Source organism: Paenibacillus medicaginis, from assembly GCF_042138635.1.
Taxonomy (GTDB): domain Bacteria; phylum Bacillota; class Bacilli; order Paenibacillales; family Paenibacillaceae; genus Paenibacillus; species Paenibacillus medicaginis.
Map to the genome: position 1 here is coordinate 171,680 of NZ_JBHIRY010000009.1, position 14,493 is coordinate 186,172.

15 protein-coding genes and 1 rRNA gene are annotated in these 14,493 nt (G+C 47.0%); 5 read left to right on the top strand and 11 right to left on the bottom strand.

Translation table 11 applies throughout. The features are described 5' to 3' along the window. Positions 1–35 precede the first annotated feature (35 nt). Positions 36–1,094: an HD-GYP domain-containing protein gene (locus ACE5LO_RS12250; RefSeq protein WP_375520302.1), complete on the top strand. Its 1,059-nt coding sequence runs from the start codon at positions 36–38 to the stop codon at positions 1,092–1,094. A gap of 126 nt (positions 1,095–1,220) precedes the next feature. On the opposite strand, the gene ACE5LO_RS12255 is transcribed toward ACE5LO_RS12250, so the two are convergent. From ACE5LO_RS12255 to ACE5LO_RS12290, 8 genes are all read right to left on the bottom strand, one after another. Further along, the gene (locus ACE5LO_RS12255; protein ID WP_375520303.1) at positions 1,221–1,946 is read right to left on the bottom strand and encodes an HIRAN domain-containing protein; all 726 of its coding nucleotides are present in this window, start codon (positions 1,944–1,946) and stop codon (positions 1,221–1,223) included. After that, positions 1,943–2,908 (bottom strand): HipA domain-containing protein, encoded by a 966-nt coding sequence (locus tag ACE5LO_RS12260; RefSeq protein ID WP_375520304.1) that lies wholly within the window; start codon positions 2,906–2,908, stop codon positions 1,943–1,945. Before ACE5LO_RS12260 ends, ACE5LO_RS12255 begins: the two co-directional genes overlap by 4 nt. A gap of 416 nt (positions 2,909–3,324) precedes the next feature. After that, positions 3,325–4,722: a Fe-S cluster assembly protein SufB gene (gene sufB / locus ACE5LO_RS12265; RefSeq protein ID WP_375520305.1), complete on the bottom strand. Its 1,398-nt coding sequence runs from the start codon at positions 4,720–4,722 to the stop codon at positions 3,325–3,327. Between the two features lie 89 nt (positions 4,723–4,811). After that, positions 4,812–5,234: a Fe-S cluster assembly sulfur transfer protein SufU gene (sufU, locus tag ACE5LO_RS12270; RefSeq protein WP_355318006.1), complete on the bottom strand. Its 423-nt coding sequence runs from the start codon at positions 5,232–5,234 to the stop codon at positions 4,812–4,814. Next, positions 5,224–6,447 carry a cysteine desulfurase gene (locus ACE5LO_RS12275; protein WP_375520306.1) on the bottom strand — a complete coding sequence of 408 codons (1,224 nt, stop codon included), beginning with the start codon at positions 6,445–6,447 and terminating at the stop codon, positions 5,224–5,226. Before ACE5LO_RS12275 ends, sufU begins: the two co-directional genes overlap by 11 nt. Further along, positions 6,444–7,754: a Fe-S cluster assembly protein SufD gene (gene sufD, locus ACE5LO_RS12280; protein WP_375520307.1), complete on the bottom strand. Its 1,311-nt coding sequence runs from the start codon at positions 7,752–7,754 to the stop codon at positions 6,444–6,446. Before sufD ends, ACE5LO_RS12275 begins: the two co-directional genes overlap by 4 nt. A gap of 23 nt (positions 7,755–7,777) precedes the next feature. Further along, positions 7,778–8,560, bottom strand: coding sequence for a Fe-S cluster assembly ATPase SufC (gene sufC, locus ACE5LO_RS12285; protein WP_375520308.1), 783 nt, complete (start codon positions 8,558–8,560; stop codon positions 7,778–7,780). Between the two features lie 260 nt (positions 8,561–8,820). After that, positions 8,821–9,291 (bottom strand): Dps family protein, encoded by a 471-nt coding sequence (locus ACE5LO_RS12290; RefSeq protein ID WP_375520309.1) that lies wholly within the window; start codon positions 9,289–9,291, stop codon positions 8,821–8,823. Between the two features lie 133 nt (positions 9,292–9,424). Here ACE5LO_RS12290 and mtnK point away from each other — a divergent pair, with 133 nt between their 5' ends. Together mtnK and mtnA are read left to right on the top strand one after the other, a co-directional pair. Continuing rightward, complete coding sequence (mtnK, locus tag ACE5LO_RS12295) at positions 9,425–10,648, top strand: S-methyl-5-thioribose kinase (RefSeq protein ID WP_375520310.1); 1,224 nt, start codon at positions 9,425–9,427, stop codon at positions 10,646–10,648. Further along, positions 10,645–11,718: an S-methyl-5-thioribose-1-phosphate isomerase gene (mtnA, locus tag ACE5LO_RS12300; protein ID WP_375520311.1), complete on the top strand. Its 1,074-nt coding sequence runs from the start codon at positions 10,645–10,647 to the stop codon at positions 11,716–11,718. The genes mtnK and mtnA overlap by 4 nt, the downstream gene beginning before the upstream one ends. Before the next feature lie 76 nt (positions 11,719–11,794). Here the strand turns inward: mtnA and ACE5LO_RS12305 are convergent, their stop codons facing one another. Further along, positions 11,795–12,097, bottom strand: coding sequence for a YunC family protein (locus ACE5LO_RS12305; protein WP_375520312.1), 303 nt, complete (start codon positions 12,095–12,097; stop codon positions 11,795–11,797). Between the two features lie 210 nt (positions 12,098–12,307). On the opposite strand from ACE5LO_RS12305, the gene ACE5LO_RS12310 reads away from it, so the two are divergent. Then, positions 12,308–12,766 (top strand): hypothetical protein, encoded by a 459-nt coding sequence (locus tag ACE5LO_RS12310; protein WP_375520313.1) that lies wholly within the window; start codon positions 12,308–12,310, stop codon positions 12,764–12,766. Between the two features lie 58 nt (positions 12,767–12,824). Here the strand turns inward: ACE5LO_RS12310 and ACE5LO_RS12315 are convergent, their stop codons facing one another. Continuing rightward, complete coding sequence (locus ACE5LO_RS12315; RefSeq protein ID WP_375520314.1) at positions 12,825–13,208, bottom strand: DUF423 domain-containing protein; 384 nt, start codon at positions 13,206–13,208, stop codon at positions 12,825–12,827. A gap of 151 nt (positions 13,209–13,359) precedes the next feature. On the opposite strand from ACE5LO_RS12315, the gene ACE5LO_RS12320 reads away from it, so the two are divergent. Further along, complete coding sequence (locus ACE5LO_RS12320; protein ID WP_375520315.1) at positions 13,360–14,208, top strand: DegV family protein; 849 nt, start codon at positions 13,360–13,362, stop codon at positions 14,206–14,208. Positions 14,209–14,418: 210 nt separating this feature from the next. Here the strand turns inward: ACE5LO_RS12320 and rrf are convergent. Continuing rightward, a 5S ribosomal RNA gene (gene rrf, locus ACE5LO_RS27900) occupies positions 14,419–14,493 on the bottom strand; the annotation flags it as partial.

Consider the following 14,493-nt stretch of genomic DNA (forward strand, 5'->3'; position numbering starts at 1 on the left):
CTTATTACTTCAAGAAAAAAAGGTGGTAGAACTGATTGAGAGTCCACGTCACCGATGCCCAGCCAGGAGACCGTCTACAGAGCGATACATACAACGACAACGGTGTGCCAGTCTTGACCAAAGGAACCACACTTAGACATGATGATATTCGTAAACTGTTGATGCACAATGTTGAATATATCGATATAGAAGCAGGCGCTTCCAAGAGCGTACACAGCTTTGCCCCGGATGAACCGGCCGCCCCGGATTCACTCGCGCACATCGTTCCTCTATTCACCGATGCCATCGATGGTGTGGAGGCCATGTTTTTATCCGCCTCAGCTTCAGGCCAATTCAACTCTCACCGGGTGGATGAGCTGTTTGCTCCTATTGTTGACGAGTTAGCCCAGCAGAAGGACGTCGTTTCCATGCTGCTGCTATTGGGTCAAGGAGACGAATATACCTACAATCATTCCCTTGAGGTGGGGGTTTTATCTTATTATCTTGCCATTTGGCTCGGATACTCCCAGGAGGAGGCTTATGCAGCCGGCAGAGCCGGTTATTTGCATGATATCGGCAAATGCATGGTCCCGGCTCATATTTTGAACAAGCCTGCCAAATTAACGGAAGAAGAGTTTCGGGAAGTCAAGAAGCACACCCAATACGGATATGACCTCATCCGAAATTCAACGTCAGATGAGATTGCGGCAACAGTGGCGCTTCAGCACCATGAACGCGAGAACGGAACAGGGTATCCTCACGGTTTGTTTAAGGAAGAGATTCATCCTTTTGCACGAATTACGGCTGTTGCGGACGTATACAGCGCCATGACCTCCAACCGTGTCTATCAATCCAGGCAGGAATTGCTGGCCGTTCTGAGAGAACTTCACACTATGAGCTTCGGCCATTTGGACCCGGTAGCCACCCAAACCTTTATCCGTCATATGCTTCCTAACTTTATTAAGAAGAAGGTACTGCTCACCAATGGGCAGACTGGCACGATCATTTTGAATAATCCTGTCGATTATTTCCGGCCCTTGATCAAAATGGACGATGGTCGTTTCATCGATCTGGCCAAAGAACGGGATCTGGCTATTGAGGAAGTATATATTTAGTTTCGCTAAGAAAAACCACCTCCAGTATTGTATTCTGGGGGTGGTTTCCATTAATGGAAGGATTATCATAAATATTTCTTCAGCAAAAAAAGCCGCTGTTTTGTTTTTAGCGACTTTTTTGCTTAATTATTGATACTCGATCAAATATTGTAGATCTGTTTCTTGTTCTAATAACTCCTTCTCTATCATAAGTCCAAGAACAATACTTGGCCTTCCATCTTGTTTGTTCAAACTATAAATTTTCCCCACCACTTCATGACCCTTTTTTAATAATCTATAGAAAAGCTCATTGTATGGTCTCGGGATGTATCCAAGCATCTCGTTACTACGCAAATCATTAATTATTACTGCAGAACTATCGTGTTTATTATCAATTTCAATGTGAACCTGTACTTCGATATCTTTCTCAATGCTTTTGTTTGCAGCTTTAGTATGAGACCATCCTGCAACTTCAATGTTCAAAAATAATGCTCCGTTCTCATAAACTGCTGGAGCAAGAAATGACAAGCCGTCAGTTGCTAACTTTCCCTTGGAAATCGATAAATAATCCCATTCAGCATCTTCTTCATTACTTAAACCATATTCTTTTAAGAGCTTTTTAAATACGGTCCGGTTCGAACCCGGTAGTCTCCTTTCAAAAATAGAAAAGAGCTTTTCGCTTCGATAAACCTTATCTTCCTCACTCAAGCCAATGATTGGCGTAAAACCTTTCTCTTTCGCCTGGTCAAGCATGGGCTTAATATATCTAAAAACATATTCATTAGGCTTCTTTTCGATAATCCCCACCAAGTAATTTTTTCTTTCTGGACTCGGTTCCTTCCAATTCAAAAGTAATTTTTTGTAAAAACTCATTTTGATAACTCCTCTAAAGTTATATCCCGACGTAATTTAAGTAGTTTATTTACAAACTCTTTATGAAGTTTAGACATAACTATTTCTGGAATAGCATCAATTATTTTATCTATCTTAATATCAGTTAGTTTAGCAACAACAACGTCGTATTTTTTGATCTCCGGTGTAAGTAGTTTTACCCTATTCAAAAAATCAAAAAAGTTAAGCTTTGTGTTTTGGTTTATATCCCCCCACTTAATTTGTGGTGAAGACTTTTTACCAAATAAATAAGATTGAAACATCTGCTTATCCCTGAACATTAATTGTATTCTTTGAGTTGTTAACTCCCTGCCTAGTGATGAAGAATTATCATAAAAAGGGGCAAAACTTAAGGATCTTGACGAGACTTCGTCTCTAATCATCCCAAAATTATCCTGATGACGATCAGTGTTTCCAATAAGTGTATCAAAAATAATCATTTTATAAAGATCATCTATACAATTGTATTTATCAAAAACCCTAAGAAGCAACTGATAACTGTATACTTCCTTATTTCCTTTGAGTAATTTTCGATTATAGGTATCATCAAGCTCCATTATCAAGTCCGCGCCTTCGACTAAACTTTCAAGTCCTTCTGACAAAAACGAATGGCATAAAGCTCCATAAATAATATCTAAGCACCTTATTTTATCTTCATCCAAACCATAAAAAGAAATGGCTTCTTGATCGATCTCTAATGACGCAATGTCTACTTGATGGACATTAAAACCTAATATTTCTGCAATATCTGAAGCCAGCTTTTCAGACCACATCTCACCAGTAATTTCACTCATGTTATTGGATGACTCACTAGTTAAAGTGATAGGCAGTTTAAACAGAACTAATTTGTTACTGCCAGGCATTCTGTACCATCTTTTTTCCTTTGATCCAGAAACCATCAGATCCTCATACTTCCATCCGCTCAAATTAACAATTGGGTACATAACAATTTCTCCGGTTCACGATTTTCCTGAATTGTATCAGATTCTTGCCGATTAGCTAAAGCCCGAATACCGTAGTAACTTCATTGTTGGATTTCATTTAGAGATTTTCATTTTACTCATAGTACCATATTTAGTATCACAATACGACCGCCTAGATGATATATATTTATGAAAAATAACGCATCGGAATCAAACTGCTCAAGCTCAAACTCCAGTTCCAATTGCAGACATCAGGGTACAAATATAAAATGCGTGTCCGACAGATTCGGACACGCAAGTATTAAAATCGTAGCAGACACCTATCTTCATATAACAAAGAATATAGAGGATGATGATCTGCTGCTATATGAAAAATATATGCAGACATAACCGGGCAAACCATTTCTTTGGATAAAGGAAACCTTGCTTCACAAGGCTTAACCGATGGAGCCCTCCATCTCGAACTTGATCAATCGATTCATTTCAACGGCGTATTCCATAGGCAGCTCTTTGGTAAACGGCTCGATAAAGCCCATAACGATCATTTGGGTCGCTTCCGCTTCGGACAAGCCGCGGCTCATCAGGTAGAATAGCTGATCCTCAGACACTTTGGATACGGTAGCCTCATGCTCAAGTGTAATGTTGTCATTCATGATTTCATTGTATGGAATCGTATCTGAAGTGGACTCGTTGTCCAGAATGAGCGTATCACATTTGATATTGGACTTCGCACCTTCCGCCTGACGTCCGAAGGATGCCAGACCACGATAGGTTACTTTGCCGCCATGCTTGCTGATCGATTTAGACACGATCGTTGACGTTGTATCAGGAGCCAGGTGAATCATTTTCGCACCTGCGTCCTGATGCTGTCCTTTGCCTGCTACGGCAATGGACAGCACCATGCCTTTGGCACCGCGGCCTTTCAGGATAACGGCCGGATATTTCATGGTCAGCTTGGAGCCGATATTGCCGTCAACCCATTCCATCGTTGCATTTTCTTCCGCAACGGCCCGCTTGGTCACCAGATTGTAAATGTTAGGAGCCCAGTTCTGAATCGTTGTATAGCGGACACGCGCATTTTTCTTTGCAATGATTTCAACTACGGCACTGTGCAGGGAATTGGTGCTGTAGATTGGTGCTGTACAGCCTTCAACATAGTGAACGAAGCTGTCTTCGTCCGCGATGATGAGCGTACGCTCAAACTGCCCCATGTTTTCCGAGTTGATCCGGAAATAAGCCTGCAGCGGAATTTCACATTTTACGCCTTTTGGCACATAGATAAAGCTTCCGCCGGACCATACCGCACTGTTCAAAGCAGCGAATTTGTTATCAGCCGTAGGTACGACAGTTGCAAAGTATTCCTTGAAAATTTCAGGGTGCTCTTTAAGAGCCGTGTCCGTATCTGTAAAAATAACGCCCTGATCTTCGAGGTCCTTCTGCATATTGTGGTATACAACCTCGGACTCGTATTGTGCGGATACCCCTGCAAGGAACTTCTGCTCTGCTTCAGGAATACCCAGCTTGTCGAAGGTTTCCTTAATTTCAGCCGGAACCTCCTCCCAAGTCTTGCCCTGCTTCTCGGAAGGGCGCACATAATACTGAATATCATTAAAATCCAGATCGTTCAAATCGCCGCCCCATTGCGGAGTGGCCATTTTTTCAAACTGTTTCAGTGCTTTAAGCCGAAATTCCAGCATCCATTCCGGTTCGTCTTTAATCCGGGAAATTTCTTTAACAATTTCCGGTGTCAGACCCTTGCCGGTTTGGAAGATGGCTTTATGTTCATCGCGAAAACCGTACTTATACTCCTCTAACTCAGGTGCCTTTTTCGCCATTTCGTTCAACCCCTTCTGGATGGGAACCGGCAGCCTCTTGCATCCCCGGCTGTTCCCATTGCAGCTAAGCTGCATAAATTTTTTGAATCTTAATGCTCAAGATCGATACCCTTACGCAGCGCGTTCCAGGCAAGTGTCGCGCATTTGATGCGGGCAGGAAATTTATTTACACCGGACAGTGCCTCGATATCTTCGTATTCTTCAAACTCCGCAGGCTCCCCTTTCATAAGGGAGGAAAAGCGGTCCGCCAATTGAAGCGCCTCATCCAAGGACTTGCCTTTAACAGCCTCTGTCATCATGGAAGCGGACGACATGCTGATGGAACAGCCTTCGCCCGTATATCTGGCGTCTTCAACAAGGCCGTCCTTCAGCTTCAGCTGCAAGGAAATCTTATCGCCGCAAGTCGGGTTGTTCAGATCCACCGTAACGGCATCCTCATCAAACCGTCCCTTGTTGCGCGGATTTTTATAATGATCCATGATGACGCGCCGGTACAGATCGTCAAGTTGCATCGCCAAAGTACTCCTTTGTCTGAATTAGGGCGCTAACCAATGAATCAATCTCTTCTTCTGTATTATACAGGTAAAAGCTCGCACGTGCAGTAGAACTTACCTTCAGCCAGCGCATCAGCGGCTGGCAGCAGTGATGGCCAGCACGGATTGCAATCCCTTTGCTGTCAAGCACTGTTGCCACATCATGCGGATGAACATCGCCAAGGTTGAAGGTAACCACGCCGACGTGGCGCTCTTTCGGACCATAGATCGTGAGCCCTTCCACTTCGCTCAGCCGATCTATCGCATAAGCAGCAAGGCGGCTTTCATGAGCGGCGATTTCGTCCATGCCGATGCCTTGAAGAAAATCGATGGCTGCTCCCAGCCCGACGGCACCTGCAATGATCGGCGTACCGCCCTCGAACTTCCACGGCAGCTCCTTCCACGTCGAATCATACAACCCGACATCATCGATCATTTCGCCGCCGAATTCCACGGGCTCCATGGCGTCAAGCAGCTCTTTTTTGCCATATAATGCGCCGATGCCTGTCGGACCGCACATTTTATGACCGGAAAACGCATAGAAATCACAATCAAGGTCCTGCACATCCACTTTCATATGCGGGGTGCTTTGCGCCCCGTCAACGACCAGGACTGCACCTTTCCGGTGGGCAACTTCGGCAATTTCTTTAATCGGATGTATGACTCCAAGCACGTTGGATACATAAGCAATCGATACGATCCTGGTACGTTCTGTCACAGTTTGCTCCACGTCAGCCAGACGTATGCTGCCGTCTTCCTGCAGTGGAAGATACTTCAGGGTAGCCCCTGTCGCCTTCGCCACCTGCTGCCATGGAATCAGATTGCTGTGATGCTCTGCGGCCGTGATGACAATTTCATCACCTTCCTTGCAGTTCGCTCTTCCGTAAGAGGAAGCCACAATGTTCAGCGCTGTCGTCGTGCCGCGCGTGAAAATAATTTCCTGGCTGCGCTTGGCATTAATGAAACGCGCAACCTTTTCCCGTGCCCCTTCATAAGCATCGGTGGCCCGGCTTCCCAGGGTGTGTACCCCGCGATGAACGTTGGCGTTGTCTAACTCGTAATAACGCTTGATCGCCTCAATCACGGAGACAGGCTTCTGGGAAGTGGCCGCATTATCGTGATAAATCAACGGATGGCCGTTAATCTCTTGCTTCAAAATCGGAAATTGCTCGCGAAGTTCTGCGGCATTCATTGTCCCAACTTCCTTTCCACCAGACGCTGCAACTGCTGCTGCAAAGCTTCCAGCGGAATATCGGAAACAACGGGAGCAAGGAATCCGTAAATGATCAGCCGTTCAGCATCCGCACGGCTTACACCGCGGGACATCAGGTAATAGATTTGCTCCTGATTCACCTGTCCGACAGAAGCCGCATGGCCTGCGGTTACATCATCCTCGTCAATCAGCAGAATCGGATTGGCGTCCCCGCGTGCTTTGCTGCTCAGCATCAGCACCCGTTCCGTTTGCTGGCCGTCCGCTTTTGTAGCGCCCTTTTCAATTTTGGTAATCCCGTTAATGATCGCAGAAGCTTCTTCCCTCATAACCGCTCTTGTGATCATCTGGCTGTCGGAGCTTTTGCCAAAATGCTGCGCTTGTGTCGTGTAATTCAGCTTCTGGCTGCCTGAGCCGACGGCAATCACTTTCGCGTCAGAGTTAGATCCGTTGCCCTTCAAGACGGACATCGTATTGCTGGCTGTGTTGCCATCGTTCATTTCACCGACGATCCATTCAATGGAAGCATCGTTATCCAGCACGGCACGGCGGGTTGAAATGTCCGTAGCAGCTTCACCGAACTGATGAACGGAAGCAAAACGCACCTTGGCTCCTGCTTTGGCGAATACCTCTACAATACCGTTATGGAAAATAGGAGCAGTCAACTCTCCCGAGACATAGTTATCCACATAAGTGACAGAGCTGTTGCTTTCGACGACGATCAGGACGTGAGGGACAAACGACGCAGAAGCATCATCCGTCAAAAATACAGCCTGCAGCGGAATGTCCTGAATTTCCACATTTTTCGGTACATACAGGAATACGCCGCCGTTCCAGAGCGCCGAATGCAGGGCGGAAACCGCGTTCTCATCCGTTTCTACAGCCGTATGAAGATAAGACTGCACCAGATCGCCATGCTCACGTGCCGCAGTTTCCAGATCGGTGAAAATAACGCCTTTAGCCGCGAGCTCATCATTAAGCTGTGTATAAATCGCGCCGGAATTACGCTGAATCACCAGTCCGCCCTTATTCTGCTGGGTCTCGACAAGCTCGGCAATAGAAGCAGGAACATTCTCCAGGGAAGCCAGCTTCTGCACATCCTGATGCGTGCCATACCCGCTGAGGTTCCAGCGCTCAATTTTTGTTTTCTCATATACCGGAAGCTCCAGCTTGCCTGCAAGCTCAAGCGCTTTAAGTCTTTGCTCGGCAAGCCAGGCAGGCTCGTTCTTCTGAACCGACAAGGCGCGAAGCTGCTCAGAGTCAACCGGAAGCATTGTTTGTGTTGTCATCAGTTATCCTCCTCCGCTCCGGCTTACGCCTCTTGGCCTACAGTTTCATCAACAATTCCGAGTTCCTCTTTAACCCATTCATAACCTTCCGCCTCAAGACGCTCAGCCAGCTCCGGTCCGCCCGATTTTACAATCCGTCCCTGCATCATGACATGCACAAAGTCAGGCTTGATGTAGTTCAGCAGGCGCTGATAGTGGGTAATGATGAGGAATCCGCGGTCTTCCGAGCGCATCTGGTTTACACCATTCGCTACGATTCTCAAAGCGTCGATGTCGAGACCGGAATCAATTTCGTCCAGAACGACAATTTTCGGATCCAGCAGCATCATCTGCAAAATTTCGTTCCGCTTCTTCTCGCCGCCGGAGAAGCCTTCATTCAGATAGCGATGCGCGAATTCAGGATTCATTTCCAGTTCCTTCATCTTGCCTTCCATCTGGCGGATGAATTTGATCAGCGAAATTTCCTTGCCTTCCTCCATACGTGCGTTAATAGCGCTGCGCAGGAAGTCCGAGTTGGTAACACCCGCAATTTCACTCGGATACTGCATAGCCAGGAACAGCCCGGCACGAGCGCGCTCGTCAACTTCCATTTCAAGCAGGTCTTCACCGTTAAGCAGAACTGTACCCTCGGTCACCTCATACTTCGGATGTCCCATCAGTGCGGAAGCCAGCGTACTTTTACCTGTACCGTTCGGTCCCATGATGGCATGGATTTCTCCACCCTTCATTTCCAGATTGATGCCTTTCAGAATCTCCTTACCTTCAATGGTCGCTTTCAGACCTTCAATCACGAAATTTGTAGCCATGTAAGTATTGTCCCTCCGTTTATCGTAATAGCGGTCCGCAGAATAAATAGCCCGTTTTCCGCTTATTTATAATCATTCTAAACTGATTCTCAATGATTCTCAAGTTATTTTATAATATTCATATTTGCAATTGCAAACAATACACGGATTTATAAACATATTTCCAATAAACAAAACAGGCTTGACCGAATTTATCAGTCAAACCTGTTTTATTCATGCATTAAAACGCTCTTGATCTCGCATAGATCGGGAAAAGACGATTAGCCGAGGTAGGAGCGCAGCATCCACATATGCTTCTCAAAATCCGTCTTGAAGCCTGTCAGCATATCTGCGGTTGGCTGATCCTCAGCCTTCTCCGCCAGGTCGATACCTTCCTGGTATTCTTCACATACGGTGGCAAGATCCTCAATAATGGTCTGAACCATCGTATTGGCATCTTCCGTTCCGGAAGCTTCATTGATGGAGCTCAAATCCAGGTATTCCTTCATCGTTGCTGCAGGCGAGCCTTTCAGCGTCAGCAGGCGCTCCGCAACCTCGTCCATTTTCAGCGTCACTTCATCATAAAGCTCTTCAAATTTGGCATGCAGTGTGAAGAAGTTAGAGCCTTTTACATACCAATGGTAATTATGGAGCTTCACATAGAGTACATTCAGGTTGGCCACCTGGCGATTAAGAAGCTCTTCTACGGATTGTGCCTGTGTGCCTGCGGTGTTTTTAGTCGATTTAGCCATGTTCATCCCATCCTTTATCAAAAGTTATCCCACTCTTTTCGAAAAAAAAGCTATATTAAATTTAGACCATTTTCGTTATACTGTCTATACCAAGTGAACCAGTGGGTTTTAGTACATTACGGAGGTGTCATCTTTGTCTGCTTATCATCCATTGTCCAATGAAGAAGCCATCGTCCTCGCCAAAACGATTCCCGGCTTTTTCCCGGAAGGCGCCGGGCTTGACTGCCGGGAAATCGGAGACGGCAATCTGAATCTGGTGTTTCATATTAAAGATTCCGAATCAGGCAAGAGTATTATAATCAAACAGGCTCTGCCTTATGCGAAAGTTGTAGGCGAATCTTGGCCGCTCAGCCTGGACCGCGCGCGCATTGAACACGAAGCCCTTCAGGTGCAGCACCGCCTGTGCCCGGACCTGGTGCCCGAAGTGTACAGCTATGACGACGAGATGGCTTTTACGGTCATGGAGGATCTCAGCGAATATACCATCATGCGGCACGCCTTGATTGAAGGTAAAGTATTCCCGCGTTTTGCGGAACATATCGGCACCTTTATCGCCAGAACCCTCTTCTTCACCTCCGATCTTGCGATGGAGCCGCGTGCGAAGAAGGAGCAGGTAGGGCGGTTCATCAATCCGGATTTGTGCAAAATTACGGAGGATCTGATCTTTGCTGATCCATACAGGCTATCAGACAACAACAATTACCCTGCTTCCATTGAAGACGAAGCGGAAGCCCTTCGGACAGATACGGCACTCCATCTGGAGGTTGCACTGCTGCGAGAGAAGTTTTTGACCCGCACCGAAGCGCTTCTGCATGGAGACCTGCATACAGGCAGTATTTTTATCACAGAAGAGTCTACCAAGGTCATTGATCCCGAGTTTGCTTATTACGGTCCTATGGGCTTTGATATCGGAGCTGTCATCGCGAACCTGCTGCTTAACCTGGCTGCCCAGATCGGCTGGAAGCAGGATGAGACGGATCGCCGCAGCCATCAGAGCTGGCTCCTGCAAACCTCACTTGATGTATGGACCAGATTCGAAGCGGAATTCCGCAAATTGTGGGACAAGCATGCTGTTGATCCGCTGGCGCATACGCCTGGCTATCAGGATATGTACATTCATAAAGTGCTGCAGGATACCGCAGGCTTTGCCGGAGCCAAAATGATCCGCCGTATCGTAGGCCTTTCCCACGTGGCGGATATCGATACTATCCCGGATGAGGCTGACAGGGAGCGTGCCCAACGCCTGGCGCTCTCCATCGGCAAAGCCTTGATCATGAACTGCAGAAAGATTCATTCCATCACCGAGATTGACGATATCGTCCGGACGGCTGCCGGGAACAGAGGTGGAATGATATGAACCAAACATTTGAACAAACCGGCGCGCCCGTGTCCCTGATCTGGAAAGAAGACCGGCTGATCATGCTGGATCAGCGCCTGCTTCCCGAATCCATCGTCATGCTGGATTTGTTTACATCAGAAGAGGTGTGGGAAGGGATTCACAGCATGAAGGTGCGCGGAGCGCCTGCCATCGGCATGGCGGCTGCTTATGGTGTCGTGCTCGGGGCGAAGGCATATGGAGCTGCGGGTGCTGAAGGCTGGCTCAAGCATGTGCAATCCGTATGCGCTTATCTGGCCACCTCCCGCCCGACGGCCGTGAACCTGTTCTGGGCTCTGGACCGCATGAAAAAACGCGCCCAGGAGCTCATACAGACCGGAACGGTTGAAGACTGGGACGCCGGGCTTGAACAGGAAGCGATAGCGATTCAGGCAGAGGACGAGCTGGTGTGCAAAAGCATCGGAGAGCATGCCCTCCCGCTGTTCGAAGACGGCATGGGGGTGCTGACCCACTGCAACGCAGGCGGGCTGGCCACAGCCAAGTACGGTACTGCTCTTGCGCCCATTTATCTTGCGCAGGAGAACAGAATCCGTTTGAAGGTGTTTGCGGACGAAACCCGTCCTGTTCTGCAGGGAGCGCGCCTGACGGCATTTGAACTGCAGCAGGCTGGCATTGATGTCACTCTGATCTGTGACAATATGGCTGGCATGGTCATGTCTAAAGGATGGGTTCAGGCAGTTATTGTAGGCACAGACCGCGTGGCAGCCAACGGAGACGTCGCCAATAAAATCGGAACCTATAGTGTTGCTGTACTGGCGAAGGCGCACGGTATCCCTTTTTATGTGGCGTCCCCATTGTCAACCATTGATCTGAATACACCGACAGGCGCTGATATTCCGATTGAAGAAAGAGCTGCTGAAGAAGTTACCGAAGGGTTTGGCAAAAGAACAGCTCCGCAAGGGGTAAAGGTGTTCAATCCGGCGTTTGACGTTACTCCGAATGAATATGTCACAGCGATTATTACAGAGAAGGGCATTATTCGCCCGCCCTACTCCGATAATCTCGCCGCTCTGTTCAAAGCAAATCTTTAACACGGCAAAGTATTTTATGACACCGGAGCCGCTGGCTCCGGTGTTGTTGTACAGATCCGCATTCTGCAACTGCTGTCTATACCATTTTCAATAGTGCCTCATAACCGGGCACCCCCGGTTGAATTCCAAGTGCCTCCGCTTCGGCAGTCACGGACTCCATAGGAGCTTCCAGCAGCTCTTTAAGCGTGCGAACTCCTACGGCCCGGGCAGCAATAATTTTGCGGTCGGCAAGTCGATCATTCAACAAACCTACGTCCAGTGCTCCACACATAATATAGCCGCGGTCATTGGATATGGAGATCAGAGTGGTTTTAGGCAACTTCACTTCCACCCCAATAAAGGTATACTCACCCACTTGAATAGGCTCCACATGAATCAACTTAAAAACACCTCCTTGTTGTACGGCATTTGTTCCAGTTTATGCATCAGTTTTTGGCAGGTGTGAACACACGTGGTTATAAAGTCGCAAATTATATGTAAAAATTCTATTAAATCGATACATTAGGACTATTCTGAATGGCATTTTAATGATATATTGAGAATCTGAAAAAACTTTAAATATTTGATTGAAACCAGGGCTGGAGGAAATATGGACAAGGTAACGCCAAAAGAGGAATCGAGTTATTTATTTAACGTGGATGTCTTAGTAAAAGGCAACTCCAATGCCGTCGCGCTTCAGTCCCTATTGGAAGTTCTCAACAGCTTTGAACGGGTTGCCGATTACCGCGTCGTTTCAGGTATTGAATTAGGCATGCTTATTGAAACCGCTCTCGAAATGAAAAAAGAGGCATTAAGCGAACATGCCAACACATCACTAGGACAATCAGCCGGGAATCAGGCGAGCAGCATGCATGTTTTGATTAATGACTATATTAAAAAGAATTCGCTTGTCCGTTTGGTTGTGAACCGATACGGCGGCCAGCGCAGCATCCCATGCCGGATTATAAACAATGATCAGGACAGCGGAATGCTGAGTGTCTATCATGTGGATGAAAAGCAGGTTTATACCTTCAAAATCAATGAAATTGATGAGATTTACCCCACCTGACCTGTACATGTAACAAAACAAACCGTTTGCGGAAACGCCGCAGACGGTTTGTTTTTGTTCAGGAATCTTTTTTCAAGCCGACAGCAGCCAGCATGAGCATCAGCCAGCCGCCCATAAAACATACTCCACCAAGTGGCGTGATTGCTCCAAGAATGCGAATATTGGTAATACTCAGAAGATACAGACTTCCCGAAAATAAAATAATACCGGCAAACAACAGTCTTGCGGCCCATTTGAGCTTGGATGAAGCCCCCCATTGGCCTGCCGCCAATCCTATAATCAGCAAACCTGCCGCGTGTATCATATGATATTTGACACCTGTTTCATAAATCGTCAGATTATGCTCACCGATCCGTGGTCCAAGCGCATGTGCGCCAAATGCCCCGATGGCTACGGAAAGCATCATCATGAAAGCGCCAAGCATTACCCATCTGCGCTGCATCTGTACATCCCCTTTTAATCTGTTTAGACTATTGTACAAGGAAAAGAGCCTTATTTTCAATTCTGACGGTTTGTCTTGATTTTTTACGTTTTTTTGTGGAAAATAAGTATTTGATATTCGACATGATTTCCGTAATGCGAGAGGAGTACCTATGAATCCTATTAAAATATTTTCAGACAGCACAAGCGATCTCCCCAGGCAGTGGCTTGAACAATATAACATTGGGATCGTTCCGCTTTATACCGTTTTCGGCAGCGAATCACTGCGGGACGGAGTAGATATTACCACTGAGCGCTTATTCGAACGGGTCTCCCGCGAAGGAAGCCTGCCAAAAACGGCCGCCCCTTCGCCTGCTGATTTCATTCAACATTTCACACCTTATATTGAGCAGGGTATGGACATTTTATATATCAGCTTATCCTCCGAGCTTTCCTCTACTTATCAGAATGCGTTATTGGCAGGCGAGGAGTTTCCGGAAGGCAAAGTTCATGTCGTGGATTCCAGAAACCTGAGCTGCGGCATCGGACTGCTGGTCATGAAGGCCGTCATGGCGGTCAGGAATGGCCTGGACATTCCTGAAATCGTGCGGCTGCTGGAGGAAATAAAGCCACGAATCGATACAGAGTTTGTTATTGACACCCTGGAGTATCTGTATAAAGGCGGCAGGTGTTCGGGCATGCAAAATTTGATCGGCAGCCTGCTCAAGATCCGGCCTGTAATTAAGGTGATAGACGGGAAAATGACACCAGCCTACAAGGTGCGGGGGAAACGTGAAAAAGCGCTGGAGCAAATGCTGAGCAACGCCCTCAGTCAAAAAGATAACATGGACCTGGAACTGGTCATTGTCGTGCATGCCATGGCTGAAGAGGATGCGTTGGAGCTGCAGAAAAAGCTGCAGGAGCAAACTGGAGCTGAAGTGGCTCTCGCAACGGCCGGCTGCGTAATTTCCAGCCACTGTGGCCCTAAAACTATCGGAATTATCTATGCTAAAAAAAGCTGACTTTATCTCGGTACTTGTATTTTAGTTCTGCCTGAATGAGCGCAGAGATCTATAACAGCAGAGTTTTCTAAAAAATATAGCGGCTTCCTGGAAAAGGAGCCGCTTTTTTAGATTCCAAACACCATGCCGCTTTGCGGCACAACTTATTATTTTTAAAATACAAAAAACCGCTAATCATAAGGTAAACCTCATAATAAGCGGTTTTTTCTTGCCTGGCAACGTCCTACTCTCCCAGGACCCTTCGGTCCAAGTACCATCGGCGCTGGAGGGCTTAACGGTCGTGTT

Excerpts from the sequence above, each read along its gene's own strand:
- ACE5LO_RS12255 (WP_375520303.1), bottom strand. The coding sequence starts at position 1,946 with ATGAGTTTTTACAAAAAATTACTTTTGAATTGGAAGGAACCGAGTCCA.
- ACE5LO_RS12310 (WP_375520313.1), top strand. The coding sequence starts at position 12,308 with ATGGACAAGGTAACGCCAAAAGAGGAATCGAGTTATTTATTTAACGTG.
- ACE5LO_RS12260 (WP_375520304.1), bottom strand. The coding sequence starts at position 2,908 with ATGTACCCAATTGTTAATTTGAGCGGATGGAAGTATGAGGATCTGATG.
- ACE5LO_RS12290 (WP_375520309.1), bottom strand. The coding sequence starts at position 9,291 with ATGGCTAAATCGACTAAAAACACCGCAGGCACACAGGCACAATCCGTA.
- sufC (WP_375520308.1), bottom strand. The coding sequence starts at position 8,560 with ATGGCTACAAATTTCGTGATTGAAGGTCTGAAAGCGACCATTGAAGGT.
- sufU (WP_355318006.1), bottom strand. The coding sequence starts at position 5,234 with ATGCAACTTGACGATCTGTACCGGCGCGTCATCATGGATCATTATAAA.
- ACE5LO_RS12275 (WP_375520306.1), bottom strand. The coding sequence starts at position 6,447 with ATGAATGCCGCAGAACTTCGCGAGCAATTTCCGATTTTGAAGCAAGAG.
- mtnA (WP_375520311.1), top strand. The coding sequence starts at position 10,645 with ATGAACCAAACATTTGAACAAACCGGCGCGCCCGTGTCCCTGATCTGG.
- ACE5LO_RS12315 (WP_375520314.1), bottom strand. The coding sequence starts at position 13,208 with ATGCAGCGCAGATGGGTAATGCTTGGCGCTTTCATGATGATGCTTTCC.
- sufD (WP_375520307.1), bottom strand. The coding sequence starts at position 7,754 with ATGACAACACAAACAATGCTTCCGGTTGACTCTGAGCAGCTTCGCGCC.
- sufB (WP_375520305.1), bottom strand. The coding sequence starts at position 4,722 with ATGGCGAAAAAGGCACCTGAGTTAGAGGAGTATAAGTACGGTTTTCGC.
- ACE5LO_RS12320 (WP_375520315.1), top strand. The coding sequence starts at position 13,360 with ATGAATCCTATTAAAATATTTTCAGACAGCACAAGCGATCTCCCCAGG.